The sequence below is a fragment of the Providencia sp. PROV130 genome (assembly GCF_028482225.1).
GTDB classification, from domain to species: Bacteria; Pseudomonadota; Gammaproteobacteria; order Enterobacterales; family Enterobacteriaceae; genus Providencia; species Providencia rettgeri.
Genome location: NZ_JAMPQC010000005.1, coordinates 249,144 through 274,018, shown reverse-complemented (window position 1 = coordinate 274,018; position 24,875 = coordinate 249,144). Strand labels below are relative to the sequence as shown.

Sequence of the window (24,875 nt, the reverse complement as noted above, 5' to 3'; positions counted from 1 at the left end):
TTAACTTTCCTTGCTCATTTGCAATGCGTCATAAGATTGTTGAAATAGCTGTACTAGACGCTGTTCACGCTCAGGATCATCTAAAGACTCTTGAGCAAGGCGGCGTAAAAAAACGTCTTCTACGGTGAGTTCACTCAATGTTTCATTAGCTAAGGTTTGGCTTTGTCCCTGTATTTGCTTGCGTGCGCGGCGTAGTATTACGACTTCGACTGGGAGCTCTTGTGTCAAAGCTTCAATACGTTGTTGGATATCAGCGAGGTAATCTTGTGAAGCAACTTCAATATCAAGCCAAACGGGTTTATCACCTTGATAATCTTTCCATATCTCTAATTGCTGTTCTATTTGGCTTAAGGAGCCTTTGATGCTTTGTAATGGCTGAATAATAGGGATTTCCAATGGTGTGACTTGAGTCAATTTACTTCCACTGAATTCAACAAGGCAGACGCTTTTTTGTTGTGCCGTTTCGTCAAAGCTCAATGCAATAGGTGAACCACAGTATCGAATACTTTCTTGTCCTCCAATCACTTGGGGACGGTGAATATGGCCAAGGGCAATATAGTCAGCAGGTGGAAAAGCCCCTGAAGGAAACGCATCTAACGTACCAATATAAATATCTCGTACAGAGTCAGTTAAGGCTGCGCCGACAACGGTTAAATGGCCTGTTGCAATAATTGGAATATCCAGCCCCAAAGCGGTTCGCTGTTCTAGCGCGAGTTGGTAGCTGGCTTGGTAATGATCATGAATCGCTGTTTGCAGCGAGCGTTGTTTCTCTTCAATATCTTGCCCTGCAATACTTAGTTGAATATCTCGAGGGCGTAAAAAAGGAATGGCACAGACTAAACCAATAGGGTGAGCCTGTTTATTTACTAAGGTAATAACATGCGGCTCACTTCCCGACGTAATGACTTGTGTATTTAAGTAACGAAGTAGAGCACTTGATTCATTGAGTACAGAAACAGAGTCGTGATTACCGCTTAAAATAACCAGCTGACAACCTGTTTTTTGTAAATCAACAATAAATTTGTTGTACAGTTCACGTGCATAGCTTGGCGGTGAGCCGGTATCGAAGATATCACCTGCAACGATGACAGCATCAACATGATGTAATTCCACTTGTTCAACGAGCCAATTCAAGAAATGTTGGTGCTCAGGCGCACGGCTTTTGGTAAAAAAATACTGACCAAGGTGCCAGTCTGAAGTATGAATAATGCGCATGAGCTATCAATTCCTGTCATCAATAATGTGCACGAACGTTCGATAATTGAGTATACCTGATCCAAATAACTCGTTGAGGGATGTTTGCGACTTTATTACCATGTTGCGGAAATATTTCACTTAAATGACATTTAACCGTTAAAATAAAGATTAATATGAGTTTTACCCATTGATATTCATAATTCTGTCATAAAAGTGACGCATAATGCTTTCACATTTTAAATGTCTTCTTAATTTTACAGGAACAATCATGGCAAGACGCATTCTAGTTGTTGAAGATGAAGCGCCCATCCGAGAAATGGTTTGTTTTGTATTAGAACAGAATGGTTTTCAGCCTATTGAAGCTGATGATTATGACAGTGCGATTGCACAACTTGTTGACCCGTTGCCTGACCTCGTACTCCTAGATTGGATGATCCCAGGGGGATCTGGAATCCAAGTAATTAAGCATATGAAGCGTGATAGCGCAACACGTGACGTTCCTGTCATGATGTTAACCGCACGAGGAGAAGAAGAAGACCGCGTAAAAGGTTTGGAAGTTGGCGCGGATGACTATCTGATTAAGCCGTTTTCACCAAAGGAATTAATCGCTCGGGTAAAGGCAATTTTACGTCGTATTTCACCAATGGCGACGGAAGATATTATTGAAATGAATGGGTTAACGTTAGACCCTACTTCTCATCGTGTGACCAGCAATGAAATCCCTATCGATATGGGGCCAACTGAATATAAATTACTGCATTTCTTCATGACTCACCCTGAACGCGTATATAGTAGAGAACAGCTACTAAATTATGTATGGGGAGCCAATGTGTATGTGGAAGATAGAACCGTTGATGTCCATATTAGGCGGTTAAGAAAGGCACTAGAGACGGAAGGTCATGATAAAATGGTACAAACTGTACGCGGTACAGGTTATCGTTTTTCTATCCGTTACTAAAAACCACAAAGGGAGAAACATGCGTGCTTGAACGTTTATCGATTAAGCAGCTGATTTGGGGGCTGTTTTTATTTATCTTACCTGCCCTTATCTTATCGGTTTTTATTGGCCACCTAGCGTGGCTATTAGTGATATCGCTACTTGCTGCACTGACATGGCATGGGTATAACTTACTTAAACTCTCTTACTGGTTGTGGCTCGATAAAAGCATGTTACCACCCGAGGGTAGAGGGGGGTGGGAACCGATATTTTATGGCATCTACCAGATGCAACAACGTAATCGTAAACGCCGTCGTGAGCTAGGCCAGTTAATTAAACGGTTTCGTAGTGGTGCAGAATCACTACCTGATGCAGTGGTTATGATGACAACAGAAGGGAATATCTTCTGGTGTAATCGTCATGCGCAGGCTTTACTCGGCTTCCGTTGGCCTGAAGATAATGGCCAACATATTTTTAATTTATTACGTTACCCAGATTTTAGCCGCTACTTCACCATTAAGCGTTATGACCAAGCGCTGACTATCGAACTCAATAGTGGTGAAATTGTTGAGTTTCGTATCTTGCCGTATACAGAAGGGCAGTTATTGATGGTGGCTCGAGATGTGACAGAAAAACGTCGTTTGGAAAAGGCGCGTAGGGACTTCTTTGCGAATGTGAGCCATGAATTACGAACTCCCCTTACTGTCATTCAAGGTTACCTTGAGGTCATGGATGACCAAGAAAATGTCACTGCAGTCAATAAAAAAGCTCTGCATGTCATGCAAGAGCAAACTCATCGTATGGATAACTTGGTCAAACAGCTTTTGCAGTTATCACGTATAGAAATTGCTCCTCAAATTAACCTTGATGAGCAAGTGAATATCCCCGTCATTCTCAAAATGATTGAACAAGAAGCACTCAGTTTAAGCCAAGGGCGCCACCAGTTTGAATTTCATATTGATGAAAAATTGCGTGTCTATGGTAATGAAGAACAATTACGAAGTGCAGTGGCAAATTTAGTCTATAACGCAATCAGTCATACGCCAGAAGGCACCAAAATTTGGATTGAATGGCAAAGAAATAGTCAAGGTGCTCGTTTTAGTGTGAGAGATAGCGGGCAAGGGATACCTGCAGAACATATTCCTCGTTTAACAGAACGGTTTTATCGGGTAGATAAAGCACGTTCCCGTCAAGGCGGTGGAGGTACCGGCCTTGGGTTGGCTATTGTTAAACATGCACTACAACACCATAGCAGCCAATTGGTGGTAACAAGCCAATTAGGTAAAGGGAGTGAGTTTTCATTTACTTTACCGCCAGTGTTTATTGTCGATGATAAAAAAGCTTAAAAATAGGCAAATAATCCAACTTTGTTAATATAATCAAAATATTAATAGAGTGGATTATTTCTATTTATCAATCGATACATGTATTCAATTCAAAAAATATATATTTAATGCTGATTATTGTTATCATATTAATTATATATTCTGTTAAATAATCAATTATAATCACCAGAAAAAGACGAGCTGTTCATTTTTCGAGCAAAGCATATAACGAGTATTGTGATTTTACTGAAAGTAATCACTAGTTCTGAAAATTAGTTTAGTTATTTATTCTTGTTTTTCGGTTTGCTATTGCCTTTTTGCCCTATAAAAGTTCTACTTGTTGTCAGTTATTGGCGAATTTTTCTGTTTTTTGACTTTTCATTTCGTATGATACAAACAAACATGCTTTTTTATATTGTTAACAGTATGTTTATCAGAATTCTATCTCGCTATATATATTTCAAAGGGTTGCTAAGTGTAAACCCATAATTTTCTATTTTGTCACTTAAAAATAACATAATATGGCTCATCGTTTATCATCAAGAGATATCATCGCATTAGGCTTTATGACTTTTGCGTTATTCGTCGGGGCAGGAAACATTATCTTTCCCCCTATGGTTGGTTTGCAGGCTGGGGAACAAGTTTGGACGGCGGCACTAGGGTTTTTGGTTACTGGTGTGGGCTTACCTGTTTTAACCGTTATTGCATTAGCTAAAGTAGGTGGGGGTATTGAAGCGCTCAGTACACCCGTTGGCAAAACGGCAGGGTTACTATTGGCGGTTGTTGCTTATTTGTCTGTAGGGCCTCTATTTGCAACGCCAAGAACGGCGACTGTATCCTATAAAGTCGGTATCGCACCTTTATTTGGTGGTGAGTCCGATATGCTGTTACTTATCTACAGCGTAGTTTACTTCGTTCTAGTTATCGGTATTTCACTATATCCCGGAAAACTGCTCGATAGCGTTGGGCACATTTTAGCACCTGTAAAAATGTTAGCCTTGGCTATTTTGGGTATTGCGGCTGTCATGTGGCCTGCGGGGGATCCGATCCCTTCTACAATAGAATACCGTGAGATGGCTTTCTCGAATGGCTTTATCAATGGTTATCTAACTATGGATACCCTTGGTGCTATGGTATTTGGTATCGTTATTGTTAATGCGGCGCGTTCAAGGGGTATCGAAAACTCTTCACTATTAACCCGTTACACTATGTGGGCAGGGTTAATTGCAGGGGTATTATTAACTCTGGTCTATTTGTCCTTGTTTAAGCTTGGTGAGAATAGCGGTTCGTTAATTCCAAACCCTGCTGATGGCGCTGATATTTTACATACCTATGTTCAATATACTTTTGGTAATTACGGTAGCTTCTTCCTTGCGGTATTAATCTTTGTTGCCTGTATGGTAACTGCCGTGGGTTTAACTTGTGCCTGTGCCGAGTTCTTTAGCCGCTATGTACCGATTTCTTACCGTAAACTGGTGTTGATCTTGGGTGTGTTCTCCATGGTGATCTCAAACTTAGGTTTGAGTAAGTTAATCGCCTTCTCATTACCCGTGCTAGTTTCAATTTATCCACCTTGTATTGTCTTAATTTTATTAAGCTTTACTTTGAAGTGGTGGAAAAACCCAACGATAGTGATTGCGCCGACAATGTTAGTTAGCTTTGTCGTCGGTTTAATCGGTGCCGTAAAAGCGTCAGACCATCTTAAAGGTTATATTCCTGAATGGATGACAGCAATGCCACTGTATAAACAAGACTTAGTCTGGGTATTACCAACTGTTGTTGTGATGGTCGTGGCTATTTTATGCGATAAGTTTGTGTCACCTGCTGCACAGCATAAACAAGTGTAATTAATTGAAATTACAAAAAAGGAGCTAAATAGCTCCTTTTTCTATTTTATTGGGCCATTAATCTACGCCAACAGCGCTACCTGCTGGGCGGCGTACATCGTTAGAGCCATAAATGAAGCCTTCACGAACTTTCCCCGAAACAGCGGAATCATTACCCGAAGATTTGGCACTAACACCAGCTCCTTCAGGGATCGCGACCATAATCAGCTCGGCGGCACCCCACGGTGTTTGTTCAACCATCTGGTAACCCATTTTATCGAGTAGTGCTAAGGTGTCTTTAGAAACGCCTCTTTGCTCATAATAGACCTCATCAGGGAGCCATTGGTGGTGAATACGTGGTGCATTAACGGCTTCTTGTGGCGGCATACCATGGTCGATAATATTTAAAGCGGTTTGCAGTGTAATCGAAATAATTCGTGAGCCTCCCGGTGAACCGAGAACTAGAAATACTTTGCCATCTTTCGTCACGATAGTTGGGCTCATGGATGACAGTGGGCGCTTACCTGGTGCAATAGAATTGCGTTCACCTTGTACTAAACCATACAGGTTTTTTTCACCTACTTTGGTGGTGAAGTCATCCATTTCATCGTTCAAGAAAAAGCCAGTTCCGGGCGGGATCACCACAGAGCCAAAGCGACCATTAATCGTGTAAGTGGTTGAAACTGCATTTCCTTTTTCATCAACAACAGAATAATGCGTAGTCTCCGGTTTTTCGTGAGGCCCTATTCCTGGTTGAACCTGAGTTGATGGCGTTGCTTGGTTGGGTTTGATTTCTTTGCGTAGCTCTTCTGCATAGGCTTTGCTGAGTAGCTTTTCCGTTGGATTATCGACAAATTCAGGATCACCGAGGAAAGTATTTCTGTCCATATAGGCATGGCGCATTGCTTCTGTAAGAGTATGAATATAGTCCGCGGAGTTAAAGCCCATTTCTTTGAGGTCATACCCTTCTAAGATATTAAGCGTTTGGCAGATAGTCACTCCACCTGAACTTGGTGGTGGCGCTGAAATAAATTGATATCCTCTATAGGTGCAACTGACAGGTGCTGTATCCGTGATAGTAAAATCAGCAAGATCTTTCGCAGTTAAAATTCCCCCATTTTTCTTGGACGCTTCTTCAACTATTTTGGGAATTTCGCCTTCATAAAAAGCGGATGGGCCATTTTGAGCAATTTTTTCTAAGGTGTTAGCTAAATCGGTCTGAACTAACAAGTCACCGGGTTGGAAAGAACTACCATCCGGTTTTAAGAAGATACGTGCGACTTCTGGGTCTTGTTTAAAACGTTCTGTCGTGGTGTCGAGGACATCAGTATCTGCTCTAGTCAGCACAAAGCCTTCTCTTGCTAATTTAATAGCCGGCGCCATTACTTGCTGGCGGCTCATCGTACCGTATTTTTCTAAGGCATAGTCTAGGCCTTTAACGGTACCTGGTACACCTGACGCGAGGTATCCATATAGGCTCGCATCTTTGATTAACTTACCGTCTTTGTCTAAATACATATCTGCACTAGCGGCACCGGGCGCGGTTTCTCTGAAATTAATAAATAAATCTTTGCCATCGGCTAGATGAATAGTCATAAAGCCACCACCGCCGATATTGCCACAGCAAGGGTTAACTACGGCTTGTGCATATCCTACCGCAACAGCGGCATCAATAGCATTGCCGCCTGATTTTAGAATATCAGCCCCAATTTGTGATGCTAAATGTTGGGAGGAAACAACCATACCTTTTTTTGCTTCAACGGCAGGTTCAGAAGCGGCATACAGCTGATTAGAAACAAGTAAGGAAAGAAATAGAACCGCAGGGCGTAATGATGTTTTTATCATTCGTATCTCCCAGTTAGGGTTAATTGAGTTGTTCTATCGCACAAATATTCAATATGAATAGTTTGTTAATTATTTGTGTTTTTAATGTATAGCACACAATAATACAAAACATTGAGTATTTGAGTTAAGAATTGTTAACTGAGTGGAATAATTGCGAGTAGGAAGAGAAAAGATAGACTTGGTTCACAAAAGTAAAAAGCGGGCTTGATGCCCGCTTTTCTAAAACTCGCGTAACGAATTACAGTTTTGCAGAGTTTTTAGTCAGGTAGTCAGCAACGCCTTTTGGAGATGCATTCATACCTTCTTGGCCTTTTTCCCACTGAGCTGGGCAAACATCACCGTGCTCTTCGTGGAATTGCAGCGCGTCAACCATACGCAGCATTTCGTCGATATTACGGCCTAATGGTAGGTCATTAACCACTTGGTGGCGAACAATACCGTCTTTGTCAACGAGGAAAGAGCCACGCAGGGCAACGCCTGCATCTGGGTGCTCGATACCATAAGCTTTCATGATTTCACGTTTGATATCAGCAACCATTGGGTATTTAACTTCACCAATACCACCGTTATCGACTGGGGTTTTACGCCATGCGTTATGAACAAACTCAGAGTCAAAAGAAACACCAACGATTTCAACACCACGTTTCTGGAATTCTTCAAAGCGGTGGTCAAATGCGATCAATTCTGAAGGGCAAACGAAAGTAAAATCCATTGGCCAGAAGAAGATTACTGCAGGTTTACCTTCAATGTGTGTTTTTAAGTTGAAATTTTCAACAATTTCACCGTTGCCTAAAACAGCAGCAGCAGTAAAGTCAGGGGCTTGACGTGTTACCAGAACCATAATTTACTCCTATGAGTTTGAATTAAAGTTTTTTGTCCTGTCTATTTAATCACTGATAAATAGTGTGGATTTAGACTTCTGAAAGAATAGAAAAAGATCTTTTGACAATAAAGTCATTTAAACCGATTATTGTGATAGGTTTTAACTATCAATAATACTGGTTTATCAAATTAATATCAATAAGATAGTTTTATTCCACTAAAGTGCAAGCTTTAATTTATTCCTTTGTGTTAATTGTGACATTCTGTACAAAAAAATGTTGCAGCGCATTAGCCATCATTTGCGGATAAAATTGAAAGAAAATAGTTTCTAACGCATCATACTGCAATAAAAAATCATCAAATGAACCACTTAGCGCACTGAGCTTGGGGCGTCTTCTTGCCATCCCACTCAGTGATTTTCCAATATAATTTTTATCTGCATAGCGTATTAGCCACTGTTGAGGCCAGAGATATTCATTTAACTCCTGGAATTTTTCAGGGGTATGACAAAGCTGCGGCTCAATTATTTTTCGGCAGTCACGTACAAAGTCTACTAGCGGTATTGATGGCTCAATAGTTGACCAATGCAAAGATAAAAAATGATCCCAAACTAAATCCAATGTTATAGGTGCAACACGGCGATATTCATCACGAAATAACAATTTAGCTTCTTTGACTAAAGGGTGAGTATCTGTAGTGCGGTCGACAGTTCGATGCATAAAGATACCAGAGACAATTTCGGGGGAGTAAAGGCCCACAGGGTTACCGCGGACGTAGTCAGCCATGATGTTGCCGAGTAAGGAGCTGTCAGCGAGATGGGCGAGGTGGAGGTGCGCTAAATAATTCACTTTAAAATGTCCGTCGTCTTTCAAACCACAGGGGTGTTAGCTTCGTAAAGCCACCCGAATCACATACTCATGTATGCTCATCGGGATATCTTTACTTGCTGCCTACCTGTGATTCGAAATCCATAGGACATGCAACGCAGCTTAGCTAACTTTTTGATTGCTCAAACTATAGCAGTAATTATGTTGAATTCGAAACTTACAGGACATTACTTGGTAGAGGAATAATAAAGAATTCCTCTAATTCGAAATTCATGGGGTATGAGCATTGAGAGACAAAAGAAAAAAGATTGAAATAAATTTGTCATGAAATCTTAGTAAAACAGAAATAATTCATTTTTTGAATGGGTAAATAGTATGCAGAATTTTTTGCTAACAAATTATTTGTTAAAAAATGGTGGTTTTTTGTCCGATTTTGCGCTTATTTCTTGCGCCAAAGTCAGTGCGGCACTAGACTAGTCGCCTGTTTTTTTAGATTGATGTCAATACAATGCGTGTTTCCGATTTTACTTTTGAATTACCTGAAGAACTGATTGCCCATTATCCGCAGGCTGAGCGTAGTGCTTGCCGTTTATTAAGCCTAGATGGCGGCTCAGGGCAGCTCACGCATGGTGTTTTTACCGATATTCTAGAAAAATTGGAGCATGGTGACTTGCTGGTGTTCAATAACACTCGCGTGATCCCCGCACGGTTATTTGGGCGCAAAGTTAGCGGTGGTAAAATTGAAGTTCTGATTGAGCGTATGTTGGATGAGCACCGCGTGCTCGCTCATGTTAGGGCATCAAAAGCACCAAAGGAAGGGGCTGAATTACTGCTAGGCGAAGATGAAAGCGTGAAAGCGACGATGGTCGCGCGTCATGGTGCATTGTTTGAGCTGCGTTTTGACGATGAACGTGATGTATTAAGTATTCTAAACCAAATTGGTCATATGCCTCTGCCTCCTTATATTGACCGTCCTGATGAAGAGTCTGATAAAGAACTTTATCAAACCGTGTATAGCGAAAAACCAGGTGCTGTTGCGGCACCAACGGCAGGTTTACACTTTGATGAGCCGTTACTTGAAGCATTGCGCCAAAAAGGCGTAGAGATGGCATTTGTGACATTGCATGTGGGGGCCGGTACCTTTCAACCTGTACGAGTTGATACTATCGAAGATCACATTATGCATTCTGAATATGCAGAAGTGCCACAAGAGGTCGTAGACGCTGTTTTAGCCTGTAAAGCACGAGGCAATCGTGTTATCGCTGTTGGAACGACGTCCGTTCGGTCGCTAGAAAGTGCCGCAAAAGCGAGCGAAGATGCTTTAATTGCTCCATTTTTTGATGATACCCAAATCTTTATTTATCCAGGGTATGAATATCAGGTGATAGATGCACTGATCACCAACTTCCACTTACCAGAATCGACATTAATTATGTTGGTTTCTGCGTTTGCTGGATACAAAAACACCATGAATGCATATAAAGAAGCCGTTGAACAAAAATACCGTTTCTTTAGTTATGGTGATGCTATGTTTATTACCCCCAATACAAAAGCTCGATTTGAGAAAATTGGTGAGTAATCAGTTTGAAGCGGTGGCATCGGCTGCTTGCTTAGCAAATTAATATTATCGATAGCAACAGACTGTTTTTCTGCTGCTAGGAGGCAAACGTGAAATATGAATTACAAACGACCGATGGCAATGCACGCCGTGGTCGCTTAGTCTTTGAGCGTGGTGTGGTGGAAACCCCTGCATTTATGCCAGTAGGAACCTACGGTACAGTTAAGGGCATGACACCGGAAGAAGTCAAAGAAACCGGCGCTCAAATCTTATTAGGGAATACTTTCCACTTGTGGTTGCGCCCTGGGCAAGAAATCATGAAGTTACATGGCGATCTCCATGACTTTATGCAATGGCAAGGCCCAATTTTAACCGATTCAGGTGGTTTTCAGGTCTTTAGTCTTGGTGCGATGCGCAAAATTAAAGAAGAAGGTGTGCATTTTCGCAACCCAATCAACGGTGAAAAAGTTTTCCTAAGTCCTGAAAAGTCGATGGAAATTCAGTATGACCTTGGTTCAGATATTGTCATGATTTTTGACGAGTGTACGCCATATCCAGCAGATTGGGACTATGCAAAGACATCAATGGAAATGTCGCTGCGTTGGGCTGCACGTAGCCGCCAACGTTTTGACGAACTAAACAATAAAAATGCCTTATTCGGTATTATTCAAGGTAGTGTTTACGAAGATTTACGTGATATTTCAGTTAAGGGGCTGGTGGAAATCGGCTTTGATGGGTACGCTGTAGGCGGCTTAGCCGTTGGCGAACCGAAAGAAGATATGCACCGAATCTTAGAACATGTCTGCCCGCAAATTCCAGCGGAAAAACCTCGTTACTTAATGGGGGTTGGTAAGCCTGAAGATTTAGTGGAAGGGGTTCGTCGCGGAATCGATATGTTCGATTGTGTGATGCCAACACGAAATGCGCGAAATGGGCATTTATTTGTGACAAATGGCGTGGTAAAAATTCGTAATGCTAAGTATAAATCAGACACATCAACACTGGATGCTGAGTGTGACTGCTATACTTGTCGTCATTATAGCCGCGCTTATCTGCATCATCTTGATAGGTGTAATGAAATTCTTGGTGCAAGGCTCAATACCATCCATAATTTACGTTATTACCAGCGCTTGATGGCCGGTATTCGCCAAGCCATTGAAAATGGGAATTTTGAAGAGTTTGCTAAAGATTTTTACCAAAAGATTGGTAAACCTGAACCTTCATTAAATATCGAATGAATTTAAGTGCGAAATGCCATTAATCTGTGTAGCATATCAAACTTAGCTTTTTTGTATGTAAAATTGCTTTCAATAAAACAATGAGGAAAGTTGAATGAGTTTTTTTATTTCTGAAGCAGCGGCGTCAGCAGGTGCACCAGCGCAAGGTAGCCCGTACACTATGGTTATCATGCTTGTTGTTTTCGCGCTGATCTTCTATTTCATGATTTTGCGTCCACAGCAAAAACGTGCGAAAGAACACCGTAAATTGATGGAATCTATCACTAAAGGTGATGAAGTTTTAACAACTGGCGGTTTAATCGGACGTGTAACTAAAGTGTCTGAAACCGGTTATGTGGTTCTTGAGCTGAGTGAGAACACAGAAGTAACCATCAAACGTGATTTCGTTGCTGCTGTTTTACCTAAAGGCACAATGAAAGCAATTTAATTCTGATTCTCCCGAAGGGAACTGCCGTGCTAAACCGTTATCCTTTGTGGAAGTATCTGATGTTGATCTTCGCGATCCTCATCGGTTTGCTTTATGCACTTCCAAACCTATATGGTGAGGATCCGGCTGTTCAGATCACTGGCGTGCGGGGAACCGCCGCCAATGAACAAACGCTGATCCAAGTCCAGAAATCGTTAAAAGACGATAAAATTGAGAGTAAATCTATCTCTCTAGAAAATGGGGCCATTTTAGCCCGATTCAACAACTCTGATGTTCAGTTACGTGCGCGTGAAGTGATCATGAATGCACTGGGTGACCAGTATGTTGTTGCATTAAACCTTGCACCTGCAACGCCTAAGTGGCTCGAAGCTATCGGTGGTGAACCGATGAAGCTTGGTCTTGATCTGCGTGGTGGGGTTCACTTCCTGATGGAAGTTGATATGGACACTGCATTAGGTAAATTGCAGGAACAAAACATGGATGGTTTGCGTAATGACCTGCGTCAAGAAGGCATTGCGTACTCTTCTATTCGTAAAGGCAATGATTATAGCGTGGAAGTTCGTTTCCGTAACGCGGATGATCGTAGCCAAGCTGAAAAAGCATTGTCTCGTAAATACCCAGACTTAGTCTTTAGTGATGGCAGCGATAACACCATGATCGCAGTGATGACCGACGAGCGTTTACGTGAAGCACGTAACTACGCGGTTTCTCAGAACATTACTATTATTCGCAACCGTGTAAACCAATTAGGTGTTGCGGAGCCACTGGTTCAACGCCAAGGCGCTGACCGAATTGTGGTTGAATTACCGGGTATTCAAGATACCGCGCGCGCAAAAGAAATTTTAGGTGCGACTGCGACATTAGAATTCCGTCTAGTGAATACCGCCGTGGATTCTTCTGCAGCGGAAAGTGGCCGTGTACCAGGTGATTCAGAAGTTAAATATGACCGTGAAGGCATGCCTTATGTCTTATATAAGCGTGTGATCTTAACGGGTGACCATATTACCGATTCAACATCTGATGCGGATGAAAACGGCCAACCACAAGTGAGTATCAGTCTTGATAGTTCTGGTGGTTCTATCATGTCTGACTTTACACGTGATAACCAAGACAAGCTGATGGCAACGCTGTTTGTTGAATACAAAGACAGTGGCAAGAAAGATGCAACGGGCCGTTCAATTTTGGTGAAAGATGAAAAAGTCATCAATGCGGCACGTATTTCTGCACGTTTTGGTAGCAAATTCCGTATTACTGGTATTACTAACGGCACTGAAGCTCGCCAGCTTTCATTACTGTTACGTGCAGGTGCGTTGATTGCGCCAATCCAAATTGTTGAAGAACGTACCATTGGTCCAACACTAGGTATGCAAAATATCGAGCAAGGGCTGAAAGCCTGTATCGCAGGTCTGTTAGCTTCTATCCTATTTATGATTATTTACTATCGTAAATTTGGTCTGATTGCGAGTAGCGCGCTGTTGGCAAACTTGGTGTTAATTGTTGGGGTGATGTCCTTATTACCGGGCGCAACACTGACTATGCCTGGTATTGCCGGTATCGTATTAACCCTTGCGGTTGCCGTCGATGCGAACGTTCTAATTAACGAACGGATTAAAGAAGAGCTCAAGAACGGTCGATCTGTTCAGCAAGCAATTCATGAAGGGTATAAAGGCGCCTTCTCAAGTATTACAGACGCAAACTTAACGACACTGATCACTGCGATTATTCTCTATGCAGTGGGTACTGGGTCTATTAAAGGCTTTGCGATTACGACAGCGATTGGTGTCGCAACCTCTATGTTTACAGCTATCGTTGGTACACGTGCTATCGTGAACCTGCTTTACGGCGGTAAACGTATTAACAAGCTGTCAATTTAAGGAGCACGTTGTGGCACAGGATTATACTGTTGAACAATTGAACTATGGCCGTAAAGTTTATGACTTTATGCGCTGGGACAACGTTGCCTTTAGCATTTCTATCGTATTACTGATAGCTTCTTTTGTGATTATTGGCGTCAAAGGTTTTAACTGGGGCTTAGATTTCACCGGTGGTACGGTAATTGAAATCAACTTAAGTCAGCCAGCTGATTTGGATAAAATTCGTGATAGCTTGTCTAACTCGAATCATAAAGATCCACTAATCCAAAACTTTGGTAGCAGCCGCGATATCATGATCCGTATTCCGCCAATTGAAGGCACTGCTGGTCAAGAAGTCGGTAAAGAAATTATCACGATTATCAACCAAAATGTGGATGATAAAGCAACCGTAAAACGTATTGAATTCGTGGGGCCTAGTGTTGGGGCTGAATTAGCACAAACAGGGGCTTTGGCTCTGTTAACTGCGTTGATTTGTATCCTTATCTATGTTGGTTTCCGTTTTGAATGGCGTTTGGCTGCGGGTGCCGTGTTATCTCTTGCGCATGACGTGGTGATCACTTTAGGTATTCTGTCTTTGTTCCATATAGAGATAGATATGACTATAGTGGCATCATTGATGTCAGTTATTGGTTACTCACTGAACGACAGTATCGTTGTATCAGACCGTATCCGTGAAAACTTCCGTAAAATACGCCGTGGTACACCGTACGAAATCATGAACGTCTCTTTGACGCAAACATTGAGCCGTACCATCATGACATCAGCCACCACATTGTTAGTGGTTCTGATGCTATACCTGTTCGGTGGCGCAATGTTAGAAGGCTTCTCGTTGGTTATGTTAATCGGTGTAACTATCGGTACTATCTCATCTATTTATGTTGCTTCTGCATTAGCATTGAAGATGGGTATGAAGCGTGAACACTTGATGCAAGCGAAAGTCGAAAAAGAAGGTGCTGACCAAGAGTCATTACTGCCTTAGTTTTAAAAACGATGAATAACTAAGCCAATTAGCACTCAAAATAGTTCGTGTTGTAGGTAGGCGGCAAGTGTAATTAATCCCTAGGAGCATACAAAAGTATGTGACTAGGGTTCATAAGCGATGCCAACACCCCTACAACGGGAATAATAAAGAGTTAAGCCAATTAGTGCTCAAAATAGTTCGTGTTGTAGGTAGGCGGCAAGTGTAATTAATCCCTAGGAGCATACAAAAGTATGTGACTAGGGTTAATAAACGATGCCAACACCCCTACAACGCGAAATATGAAGAGCAACGAGAACACCCTAGGAGGCATCTTCTAGGGTGTTTTTTCTCGCACAGTAGGGTAAACTAGTTCTCCGTAAATAGATTCAGGAAACGCTATGCACTGCCCATTCTGCTCAGCTGTAGATACGAAAGTCATCGACTCGCGTCTGGTTGGTGAAGGCTCTCAAGTACGCAGGCGCCGCCAATGTTTGCTTTGCCATGAACGATTTACCACTTTCGAGGTTGCAGAGCTGGTAATGCCTCGTGTCATTAAGAGTGATGACGTTCGCGAGCCATTTGATGAAGAAAAGCTTAACCGAGGTATGCAAAAAGCATTAGAAAAACGCCCTGTTAGCTCAGATGACATCGAGCAAGCCATTATATCAATCAAATCCCAACTGCGAGCCACGGGGGAGCGTGAAGTTCCATCTAAATTGATTGGCAGTTTGGTTATGGATGAGCTGAAAAAGCTCGATAAAGTTGCCTATATCCGTTTTGCTTCTGTTTACCGCAGCTTTGAAGATGTGCGCGAATTTGGCGAAGAAATCGCTAAATTACAGGATTAACGCTAATGATTGAACAAGACAACATGTATATGGCTCGTGCTTTTGAATTGGCACGAAAAGGGCGTTTTACTACATCACCTAATCCAAATGTCGGGTGTGTGATTGTGCGTGATGGTGCCATTGTCGGTGAGGGGTATCATCAGAAAGCAGGGGAACCCCACGCTGAGGTTCACGCATTGCGTATGGCAGGGGAAAAAGCGCAAGGGGCAACGGCCTATGTCACCCTTGAGCCTTGCAGTCATCACGGCCGCACTCCACCTTGTGCAGAAGCACTGATTACTGCAGGTGTAAGCCGAGTCGTTGCCGCCATGCAAGACCCCAATCCTCAGGTTGCAGGCCGTGGTCTGTATATGTTGTCGCAAGCAGGAATTGAAACACGTAGTAATGTTTTATTAGACGATGCTGAAGCGGCGAACCGTGGCTTTTTAAAACGTATGCGTACCGGGTTTCCCTATATCCAGTTGAAACTTGCTGCTTCGCTTGATGGCAAGACCGCCCTTGAATCAGGGGAAAGCAAATGGATTACCAGCTCCGCAGCTCGCAAAGATGTACAAGCTCTTCGAGCCGAGGCTAGTGCTATTTTAAGTACGAGCAGCACGGTAGTTGCTGATGACCCTTCTTTAACGGTGCGTTGGAACGAGCTCCCATCAGATATCCAACAAGTGTATCCAGAAAGCCAAGTACGCCAACCCATTCGTATTGTGCTAGATAACCACAATCGAGTGACTCCTGACCATAAAGTTACTCAATTAGATGGTGAATGTTGGTTAGTGCGCTCAAACCCAGATGAAAATGCAGTATGGCAAGGAAAAGTTGAGCAAATCGCTATTCTAGCAGATGAAAACGGCACCGATCTGGTTATTTTAATGATGCAACTGGCTAAACGTAATGTGAATAGTATTTGGGTTGAGGCGGGGGCAAAACTCGCAGGCTCATTGCTTAAATTAGGTTTAGTTGACGAACTGATTGTCTATATTGCACCTAAATTACTAGGTGACAGCGCTCGAGGTTTGGTGGACTTTCCGCCGCTTAACGGCCTTGTTGATGCGCCAAAATTTGAATTTACAGAAGTGAAGCAAGTCGGGTCAGACCTACGTGTCAGGCTTCGTCCCGTATGGTAAATGGTTTTTTTGAAAATCATACGTACGATACACGAAAGAATGTGATAAAATCCGCGCCCCGCGGGTTATAATTAATATTAGAGGAAGGCTATGAACGTAATTAAAGGTGTTGTTGCTGCTCCACAAGCGCGTGTTGCTATCGCTATCGCTCGTTTTAACAACTTTATTAATGATAGTCTGCTGGAAGGTGCTGTTGATGCGTTAGAACGCATTGGTCAGGTTTCAAATGACAATATTACAATTGTGTGGGTTCCAGGCGCCTATGAGCTGCCATTGACCACAAAAGCATTGGTTGAAACGAATAAATATGATGCAGTGATTGCATTAGGTACCGTTATTCGTGGTGGTACTGCTCACTTTGAATACGTTGCAGGTGAATGTAGCTCCGGTTTATCTCATGTTGCGATGAACAGTGAAGTACCAGTGACTTTTGGTGTGTTAACCACTGAAAATATTGAACAAGCTATTGAACGTGCGGGTACTAAAGCAGGTAATAAAGGTGCTGAAGCTGCACTGACAGCACTTGAAATGATTAATGTAATTAAAGCCATCAAAGGCAAATAATACACAATTTGCTCTATGTTGCTGTTTTTTCGCCATCACGGTGTAGATTACGCAATGCAACAAGTGTTTATTGTGTACAGTTTTTAAATTTAAGGGGAATCTTGTGAAACCTGCTGCTCGTCGCCGCGCTCGTGAGTGTGCTGTACAAGCCATTTATTCATGGCAATTATCTGGCAATCCAATTGCTGAAGTCGAATATGAGTTTATTGCTGAACAGGACATGTCAGACGTCGACGTAAACTATTTTCGTGAACTGTTATCAGGTGTTGCGACTAACGCAACAAAACTAGATCAACAGATGGCGCCTTATTTATCTCGTCAGCTCGAAGAGTTAGGGCAGGTAGAAAAAGCGATTTTACGCGTCTCCATGTTTGAATTAAGTTTCCGTCAAGATGTACCTTATAAAGTTGCAATCAACGAAGGTATTGAATTAGCGAAAGTGTTTGGCGCAGAAGATAGCCATAAATTCGTTAACGGTGTATTAGACAAAGCTGCACCTGCGGTTCGCCGTAAAAAATAATAATATCAGGGTTCCCTCCTGTAGCACTACGGTAATAAATAGGTAGGCTGGGTTCCAGTCTACCTTTGTGTTTATATGCTCGCGATATTTCAATGGCCGGTGAGCGAAGAATAATTGCAACCAATTAGATAGAATCTTCAGGTTAGCAATTCGGTGCTATTTACCTATTATTGAATTATTAGGGTGTAAATTATTTGCTTCGTCTTAAACGAAAATAGATATAGCGAAAACGGAAAATCTACCATGTCATATGGCGAATTTGACCTCATCGCGCGTTATTTTAACCGTCAAACCACTAACCGACGTGATGTTAATATCGGTATTGGGGATGACTGTGCGTTGATGACCATTCCAGAAAAACAGCAACTTGCTGTAAGCACTGACACTCTTGTTTCTGGTATTCATTTCCTACCAACCATTTCACCAGCTGATCTTGCTTATAAATCATTAGCATCTAATTTAAGTGACCTCGCAGCGATGGGCGCAGACCCAGCATGGGTTTCTTTGGCAATTACATTGCCTTGTGTTGATTGTGATTGGTTACAATCTTTTAGTGATAGTTTGTTTGAACAGCTTAACTATTATGGCATGCAATTAATTGGTGGTGATACAACCCGCGGCCCGATGAGCTTGACCTACACGGTTCATGGCTTAGTGCCAAACGGCAAAGCGATGTCCCGTGCTGGAGCGCGTAATGGCGATTGGATTTATGTCACGGGGACTCTCGGTGATAGCGCTGCTGGCCTTGCTATTTTGCAAGATAAACTGAATGTTAAAAATTTAGAACATCAAGAATGGCTAATTGCGCGCCATTTACGTCCACAGCCACGAATTTTACAAGGCCAAGCGTTGAGAAACCTGGCTTCTTCTGCGATTGATATTTCGGATGGTTTAGTTTCTGATCTCAACCACATCTTGAAAGCGAGTAGTTGTGGTGCGCGCATTAATTTAGATGCATTGCCTCAATCAGAAGCGTTGAAACAAAGTTGTAGTATCGAACAAGGGCGTTTATGGTCTTTGAGTGGTGGTGAAGACTACGAACTTTGCTTTACCGTTCCTGAAATTAACCGCGGGGCGCTAGAGATGGCACTTGCACATACAGGCTCAGGCTTTACGTGTATTGGGCAAATTAAGCCGCAGTCTGAAGGGATTAGCTACTTTTGCAATAACCAAGAAGTTGATGTAAACCTAAAAGGTTTCGATCATTTTGTTTCGGAAGGTGCATAGAATGGCTAGTCGCCAAGAAAAAGCAGAAGCAAAAAAACGGCTGAATATGCGTAATCCTTGGCACTTATTGGCCACAGGATTTGGTAGTGGCCTTTCACCTATTGTACCAGGCACAATGGGCTCTCTTGCTGCGATACCTTTCTGGTTATTAATGGCCAACATGCCAATTTGGAGTGTGTGGGTACTCATTGTCGCAGGCTTTTGGATTGGTTGCCTAATTTGCCAGCGCACTTCCGATGATATGAAAATTCATGACCATGGCAGCATTGTTTGGGATGAATTTATCGGGATGTGGATTACTCTCATGGCGATCCCAGTTGTTGATTATGAATGGGTTATCACTGCCTTCTTTATTTTCCGCATATATGACATGTGGAAGCCATGGCCGATAAGGATTTTTGACCGAAAAGTCAGCGGCGGTTTTGGCATCATGATTGACGATATTATTGCGGCGATTTTTGCTTATGTGACTATTTGGTTGTTGGTTTGGTATGAGGTTATGCCGTTCTCAACCAATTAAATACGCGTCATATTTCAAATTGTAGGGGTGTTGGCTACGCTTATTCGCCCTAGTCACATACTTGTGTATGCTCCTAGGGTCTTATTCGCTTGCCGCCTACCTACAATCTGAACTATTTAGCGTGTAAATACGCGTCATACTTCGCACTGCCACTGCGTTAGCTGCGCTCACTAACCCTAGTCACATACTTTATGTATGCTCCTAGAGATTAGTTTCTCTTGCTGCCTTGGTGCTGCACGAATTATTTAGCGTATTTGATGTGATTGTTTATCGTAGTAACTTCTTTTGTTTCTTTTACTTCTTTCCACGCCGGATACCCATCACTGAGGTTTGTGCTAGGGTTAACCCTTTGGTTTCTGGGGCAAATAAAATCGAGACAATTAATCCTATTAGCGAGACACCAGCCCCCATCAAGACCACCGAACTGACACCGTATTTAGTGATAAATAGCGGTAATGCCCACGTTGAAAAAATGGTTCCAATACGGCTGATGGACATAATGACCCCAACGGCAGAGGCACGAATATCTGTTGGAAACAGCTCATTAGGGTAGAGCCATTGTAAAATGCCAGGTCCGCCTGAAAAGAAAGCGTAAATCCCAAACATGATAATCACAAGGCAAATACCAAGGTTTGAGAATAGCCCGAGTATGGCAAGTGCGAGGGTCATAATGGCAAAGCTACCAATCAATAATGGTCGCCGTCCCATTTTATTCAGCCAATACATTGCAGGTAAGCAGCCTAGCATGAAGAATAAGCTGATAACTACGTTACCGAGCGCAGCATTTTTTCCTTGATCCCACCCCAACTGCCCAACAATTTGTGGTCCAAAGGTGTAAATTGCAAACATCGGGATCACTTGGCAGGTCCAGATAATGGCGGTGAATAGGACGAAAGAAAAATGCCTCTTAGTGAATAATTGAAAAAAGTGTGTTTTTTGTTGTTCTTCAGCTTCGAATACCACGGGTTGACCAAACAACTTTTCCATCATTTTTTCACATTCTTTAACGCGCCCTTTGCGAATAAGCCAAAGAGGTGATTCAGGTAAATCAAAACGACCAATCAAAATAATAATACAAGGGATCACTGAGCTACCAAGCATCCAGCGCCAGCCATCTTCTACATCATATAGCATATAGCCAACGAGATTGGCACAGGTGGCACCGACATACCACATCGCTGCAATAAACCCGACAGCAAATGCGCGTTGTTTGGTATTGGAAAATTCGGTGATCATTGATGTTGCAATTGGGTAATCTGCACCTATTACAATCCCGATTAAGAACCGCATGATAAGCAGCTCCATCGGTGTTGAGACAAACATGGTCGCGACTGAAATGGCACCAATGGCAACAATATCAATTAAAAACATTTTACGACGACCAACTTGGTCGCAAATATAGCCAAATAGAGAAGTACCGATGAACAGGCCCGCCAATGTTGCAGCGCCCAATAAGCCAATCCAGTCACTACTTAAACTTAATACGGGGGTGAGTTGTTCTAAGGCAACGCCGATCAGGACTAATACATAACCATCCAGAAAAGGCCCACCGCTACCCCACAGCATGATCCGTCGGTGAACGGAGGAAAATTGAATATCATCAAAACTTTTTGGTTTCATTATGGATGTATCCCTGATCAGCGCAAATAAACGCTTGAAAACTCTCGAAGTTATTAGCTTCGAGAGATAGGCTAAATAAATCAGCCGTAACGAAATTCAATACCAAAAGTGCCGCGCGGGTATTCCCATTTTTCTAATGCACTATCTAAGCCAAGAATGCGGCAGGTTCCACATTCGAGACAGCCGGCATAATCGAAACGTACTGAGCCATCTTCTTGTTTTTTATATAATCCCGCAGGGCAAGCTTTAGTTAATGTGTCGAGCACATTCATATCTGGATGCTCTTTTATCACAATATGCGGGTTTTCTTCATCGACATTAAATTTATTAATACCGAGTTTGACATCAACGTTGACTGGATTACTCATATTGCTCTGACTCCTTTAATTCCATCCTTGAGCAAGTTCATAAAGCCCACTTTTTTCGCGTGTTGTAACATGGTCTTACGTAAAGGAACAGGTGCTTCATCTGAAATAGTGAAGAGTTTTTTTGCAATACCAACCGCCATTTCTGGATAAGCAGAAAACATCCGCGGGTTATCCAAAAACTCAGGCATTTTTTGGTACATTTTCATGTCCCGTAATGGGCCTTCGTTGAGCAGTGCGAGGTATTGATTTAAATTTTGTTTGCTGAAATCGTCAGTTTTCATTGCGCTAAGTACCGCTTTTGCTGCCGCTTCACCTGAAGCAACGGCTAAGTCCATACCACGAATAGTAAAACCTAAATTCATACACATACCTGCTGCATCACCAGCAATTAATACACCATCACGAACCAATTCGGATTGCATTTTTAAACCCGCTTCAGGGACGACATGCGCGGCATATTCGACCATTTTTCCACCTTCAATCAAAGGTGCAACAGCCGGATGTTGTTTAAAGTCTTCAAGCATTTGCGGAACAGACTTTTTAGCATCTTTAATATGGTGTAGGCCACAAACTAAGCCGAGTGAAACGGTATCTTCATTGGTATAGAGGAATCCACCGCCCATCAAGCCATCGGTTGGTGAACCAGCAAATAGCCAAGCAACACCTTCTTTTTCTTTAAGGTTAAAACGGTTAGCTAGGACATCTTTTGGCAGCTCAATGAGCTCTTTTACACCAACAGCGACATGTTCTGCATTGACGCGTTTAGTCATGCCAAGTTGTTCAGCCAGCAGTGAATTGACGCCATCCGCTAAAATGACCACTTTAGCTTCAAGTACATCACCATCAGCTTCAACACCAACTACCTTGCCATCGCGTTCTACTAACTTATCAACCCGAATACCCGTAATACACTGCGCACCCGCATTTTCGGCTTGTTCAACTAGCCATGGATCCAATTTACCGCGCAGTACAGACCAAGACGTTTCATCTGGGCTTTGTTCTGCGCCATTTTGGAAATCAACCGTAACTGCGCCAGTTTCGGTCATAAATGACAGTTTTTCGCGTGTGATCATGCGCTCAATAGGCGCTTCTTGGGTAAAGCCTGGAATAATGCGTTCTAAGCTATGGGCATACATTCGCCCACCTGTTACGTTTTTGCCGCCCGCGTAGTTTCCTCTTTCGATTAGGAGAACTTGCGCACCTTCACGGGCAAGCACCAATGCAGCTACAGAGCCAGCTAGACCTGCGCCTACAATGATTGCATCAAAAATATCATCGGACATAGTTTCTCCAAGGTCACTAAAACAGTGAGGAAAATGCCTCACTGTTATTAAGTTTATTTCGCCAGTTGTTGCGTTAACGCAGGTAAGATTTTGAACAAATCGCCAACGATCCCGTAGTCTGCAAATTGGAAAATAGGGGCGTTTTTATCTTTATTGATAGCGACGATCGTTTGTGCGCCATTCGCACCGACCATATGTTGAATCTGCCCTGAAATGCCGATGGCAAGATAAAGTTCAGGTTTGAGCATTAAGTTAGAAATACCCACATAGCGCTCATGTTCCATCCATTTTTCATTTTCTGCGACTGGGCGAGAACAAGCGATTTCAGCACCGATGGTATCGGCAAGCGTTTTGGCGATAGCAATGTTTTCTTGGCTACCAATACCTCGCCCGACACTGACAACTAAGCGTGCTTTATCTAATTCAACTGAGCTACCTGCTTTTTTCTGAATCGAGGTACGTACAATAGATTGTTTTGGTTCAACCCATTGTGTAGCTTGGGCTGTGCCGCTACGTGATGCATCACTTGGGGCTGCATCAAATGTACCAGAGGTAAGGGTTGCAATTGAAAATGTGCTATCTAGGGTTTCTTGGCCGAAGGCTAAGCCGCCATAAACCATATGTTTAATCAGTGGTTTTCCAGATTCAATTGTGATTGCAGCAGCATCATTGGAAACAGCAGCTTGCAGTTTGGCACCTAAGCGTGCTGCGAGTAATTTTCCTCTGCGGGTGTTTGGTAATAATAGTAAACCGTTGTCGCCTTGTTGTTTGATGGTGGAAACCATTGTGTCCGCATAGTCTTCAATAATGCGATCATCAGGTTTACCTGTTAATAGAAAAACTTGTGAAGCGCCAAGTTGGAAAGCTTGTAAGCTTTGTGTTTCATCAAGGGCGAAAACATTCACTTGCTCGCCAAGCGAGAGGGCGCCACTGATAAGTTCAGGTAAGCGGGAAGTCATGTCACTAAATACCCAAACGGTTGATAATTTGCTCATAACTCCTCCGATTAAATGATTTTTCTTAAATGTTCAGCAAATTGCGCAATTTGGTCATCGCCGTCACCTTCAATGATGACCCGCTGGCGGACTTTTTGTTTCGGCGCGGCGATAGATTGAGACGATAATGCGGCAACGTTATCTAAGCCAATATCTGCCATCGTCCAAGCTTGAACAGGTTTCTTAGCCGCACCTAAAATGGCTTTCATTGAAGGAATAACAGGAACGTTAATGTCGGAGGTTACAGCGATAATGGCCGGTAATGGCATGGATAGCGTTTCAATTTCATCTTCTAGCTCACGTTCTACAATGACCGTATCAGCTGTGATAGAAACAATTTTTTTCACACCATTAATGGCAGGAATTTGAAGCGTTTCACCTAATAAAATGCTCACTTGTTGTGCATTGAGATCCGCGGAGCCATCACCACAAATAATTAAATCAAAGCCCACTTTCTGTGCCGCTGCACCAAGGGTAATGGCAGTTTGATGGGGAAGTGCATGCTCAAGTTGGTCATCAATCACAACAACGAGCTCATCTGGGCCACGCGATAGCACATCTTTACGTGCTTTCATATTCGTGAGTGCTTTACCACCAATACTTAACGCAATCACTTTGCTGTCAGCTTGCTGTGCTTTTATTTGATTAGCGGTTTCAATTGCATTTAAATCATATTGACTGATTTTGGTATCGGCACGTGAAAAATCTAAAGAACCATCTGCGCTATTTACAATAATATCTTGTTCATCAGGAACAGATTTATAGCATGTAATAATATTCATTACATCTCCTAAAATAATATTAATAAATATGATCCGTTTCGGTTTCGGATTATATAATTATCATGAACTGGATATTTAAAAATAAAACCTAAGTCACCAATATTGAAAACCTTAAATTAAAGTGGGTTTAAATATTCATACTGATACCCTACTCACCAATATTGTAAAAATCATCTAGTTATCAATGAAA

General features: G+C 42.4%; 23 protein-coding genes. 14 read left to right on the top strand and 9 right to left on the bottom strand.

Annotated features, from left to right (window positions below):
- Entirely contained in the window at positions 1 to 1,215 is a 1,215-nt protein-coding gene (gene sbcD / locus PSF28_RS05180) for an exonuclease subunit SbcD (RefSeq protein WP_210837483.1), read from the bottom strand.
- Between the two features lie 250 nt (positions 1,216 to 1,465).
- Between sbcD and phoB the strand changes: the two genes are divergently transcribed.
- From phoB to brnQ, 3 genes are all read left to right on the top strand, one after another.
- Positions 1,466 to 2,155: a phosphate regulon transcriptional regulator PhoB gene (gene phoB, locus PSF28_RS05175; RefSeq protein WP_004914638.1), complete on the top strand. Its 690-nt coding sequence runs from the start codon at positions 1,466 to 1,468 to the stop codon at positions 2,153 to 2,155.
- 23 nt (positions 2,156 to 2,178) lie between these two features.
- On the top strand, positions 2,179 to 3,480 hold the full coding sequence (gene phoR, locus PSF28_RS05170) for a phosphate regulon sensor histidine kinase PhoR (protein WP_272684740.1): 1,302 nt from the start codon (positions 2,179 to 2,181) through the stop codon (positions 3,478 to 3,480).
- A 500-nt stretch (positions 3,481 to 3,980) separates the two neighbouring features.
- On the top strand, positions 3,981 to 5,306 hold the full coding sequence (brnQ, locus tag PSF28_RS05165; protein ID WP_004914636.1) for a branched-chain amino acid transport system II carrier protein: 1,326 nt from the start codon (positions 3,981 to 3,983) through the stop codon (positions 5,304 to 5,306).
- 57 nt (positions 5,307 to 5,363) lie between these two features.
- Here brnQ and ggt read toward each other — a convergent pair whose 3' ends face one another.
- From ggt to PSF28_RS05150, 3 genes are all read right to left on the bottom strand, one after another.
- Positions 5,364 to 7,130, bottom strand: a complete 1,767-nt coding sequence (gene ggt, locus PSF28_RS05160; protein ID WP_272684739.1) for a gamma-glutamyltransferase — start codon at positions 7,128 to 7,130, stop codon at positions 5,364 to 5,366.
- 238 nt (positions 7,131 to 7,368) lie between these two features.
- Positions 7,369 to 7,971, bottom strand: coding sequence for a peroxiredoxin C (locus PSF28_RS05155; RefSeq protein WP_210837478.1), 603 nt, complete (start codon positions 7,969 to 7,971; stop codon positions 7,369 to 7,371).
- A gap of 217 nt (positions 7,972 to 8,188) precedes the next feature.
- On the bottom strand, positions 8,189 to 8,800 hold the full coding sequence (locus tag PSF28_RS05150) for an acyl carrier protein phosphodiesterase (RefSeq protein WP_210837476.1): 612 nt from the start codon (positions 8,798 to 8,800) through the stop codon (positions 8,189 to 8,191).
- A gap of 487 nt (positions 8,801 to 9,287) precedes the next feature.
- On the opposite strand from PSF28_RS05150, the gene queA reads away from it, so the two are divergent.
- From queA to pgpA, 11 genes are all read left to right on the top strand, one after another.
- Positions 9,288 to 10,358 (top strand): tRNA preQ1(34) S-adenosylmethionine ribosyltransferase-isomerase QueA, encoded by a 1,071-nt coding sequence (gene queA / locus PSF28_RS05145; RefSeq protein ID WP_272684738.1) that lies wholly within the window; start codon positions 9,288 to 9,290, stop codon positions 10,356 to 10,358.
- Positions 10,359 to 10,447: 89 nt separating this feature from the next.
- Positions 10,448 to 11,575 carry a tRNA guanosine(34) transglycosylase Tgt gene (gene tgt, locus PSF28_RS05140; RefSeq protein WP_004914630.1) on the top strand — a complete coding sequence of 376 codons (1,128 nt, stop codon included), beginning with the start codon at positions 10,448 to 10,450 and terminating at the stop codon, positions 11,573 to 11,575.
- Positions 11,576 to 11,669: 94 nt separating this feature from the next.
- Entirely contained in the window at positions 11,670 to 12,002 is a 333-nt protein-coding gene (gene yajC, locus PSF28_RS05135) for a preprotein translocase subunit YajC (RefSeq protein WP_004905542.1), read from the top strand.
- Positions 12,003 to 12,028: 26 nt separating this feature from the next.
- The gene (gene secD, locus PSF28_RS05130) at positions 12,029 to 13,876 is read left to right on the top strand and encodes a protein translocase subunit SecD (protein WP_004914628.1); all 1,848 of its coding nucleotides are present in this window, start codon (positions 12,029 to 12,031) and stop codon (positions 13,874 to 13,876) included.
- 10 nt (positions 13,877 to 13,886) lie between these two features.
- Positions 13,887 to 14,855 carry a protein translocase subunit SecF gene (secF, locus tag PSF28_RS05125; protein ID WP_210837472.1) on the top strand — a complete coding sequence of 323 codons (969 nt, stop codon included), beginning with the start codon at positions 13,887 to 13,889 and terminating at the stop codon, positions 14,853 to 14,855.
- Positions 14,856 to 15,235: 380 nt separating this feature from the next.
- Positions 15,236 to 15,685, top strand: a complete 450-nt coding sequence (gene nrdR / locus PSF28_RS05120; protein ID WP_272684737.1) for a transcriptional regulator NrdR — start codon at positions 15,236 to 15,238, stop codon at positions 15,683 to 15,685.
- Between the two features lie 5 nt (positions 15,686 to 15,690).
- Complete coding sequence (ribD, locus tag PSF28_RS05115; RefSeq protein WP_272684736.1) at positions 15,691 to 16,806, top strand: bifunctional diaminohydroxyphosphoribosylaminopyrimidine deaminase/5-amino-6-(5-phosphoribosylamino)uracil reductase RibD; 1,116 nt, start codon at positions 15,691 to 15,693, stop codon at positions 16,804 to 16,806.
- Positions 16,807 to 16,896: 90 nt separating this feature from the next.
- Positions 16,897 to 17,370 carry a 6,7-dimethyl-8-ribityllumazine synthase gene (gene ribH / locus PSF28_RS05110; RefSeq protein WP_004905531.1) on the top strand — a complete coding sequence of 158 codons (474 nt, stop codon included), beginning with the start codon at positions 16,897 to 16,899 and terminating at the stop codon, positions 17,368 to 17,370.
- A gap of 103 nt (positions 17,371 to 17,473) precedes the next feature.
- Positions 17,474 to 17,890, top strand: a complete 417-nt coding sequence (gene nusB, locus PSF28_RS05105) for a transcription antitermination factor NusB (RefSeq protein ID WP_210837466.1) — start codon at positions 17,474 to 17,476, stop codon at positions 17,888 to 17,890.
- Positions 17,891 to 18,133: 243 nt separating this feature from the next.
- A complete protein-coding gene (thiL, locus tag PSF28_RS05100) occupies positions 18,134 to 19,117 on the top strand; it encodes a thiamine-phosphate kinase (protein WP_210837464.1) in 984 nt (327 codons plus the stop codon).
- A 1-nt stretch (position 19,118) separates the two neighbouring features.
- Positions 19,119 to 19,637 (top strand): phosphatidylglycerophosphatase A, encoded by a 519-nt coding sequence (pgpA, locus tag PSF28_RS05095; protein ID WP_210837463.1) that lies wholly within the window; start codon positions 19,119 to 19,121, stop codon positions 19,635 to 19,637.
- Between the two features lie 294 nt (positions 19,638 to 19,931).
- Here the strand turns inward: pgpA and PSF28_RS05090 are convergent, their stop codons facing one another.
- The 5 genes from PSF28_RS05090 to fixA all read right to left on the bottom strand — a co-directional run bounded on the left by PSF28_RS05090 (position 19,932) and on the right by fixA (position 24,685).
- Complete coding sequence (locus tag PSF28_RS05090) at positions 19,932 to 21,257, bottom strand: MFS transporter (RefSeq protein WP_247605344.1); 1,326 nt, start codon at positions 21,255 to 21,257, stop codon at positions 19,932 to 19,934.
- 80 nt (positions 21,258 to 21,337) lie between these two features.
- Entirely contained in the window at positions 21,338 to 21,625 is a 288-nt protein-coding gene (gene fixX, locus PSF28_RS05085; RefSeq protein ID WP_004914610.1) for a ferredoxin-like protein FixX, read from the bottom strand.
- On the bottom strand, positions 21,622 to 22,908 hold the full coding sequence (fixC, locus tag PSF28_RS05080) for an FAD-dependent oxidoreductase FixC (protein ID WP_210837461.1): 1,287 nt from the start codon (positions 22,906 to 22,908) through the stop codon (positions 21,622 to 21,624). The genes fixX and fixC overlap by 4 nt, the downstream gene beginning before the upstream one ends.
- A gap of 53 nt (positions 22,909 to 22,961) precedes the next feature.
- The gene (locus PSF28_RS05075; protein WP_210837459.1) at positions 22,962 to 23,903 is read right to left on the bottom strand and encodes an FAD-binding protein; all 942 of its coding nucleotides are present in this window, start codon (positions 23,901 to 23,903) and stop codon (positions 22,962 to 22,964) included.
- Between the two features lie 11 nt (positions 23,904 to 23,914).
- Positions 23,915 to 24,685 (bottom strand): putative electron transfer flavoprotein FixA, encoded by a 771-nt coding sequence (gene fixA, locus PSF28_RS05070; RefSeq protein ID WP_109911882.1) that lies wholly within the window; start codon positions 24,683 to 24,685, stop codon positions 23,915 to 23,917.
- Positions 24,686 to 24,875 lie beyond the last annotated feature (190 nt).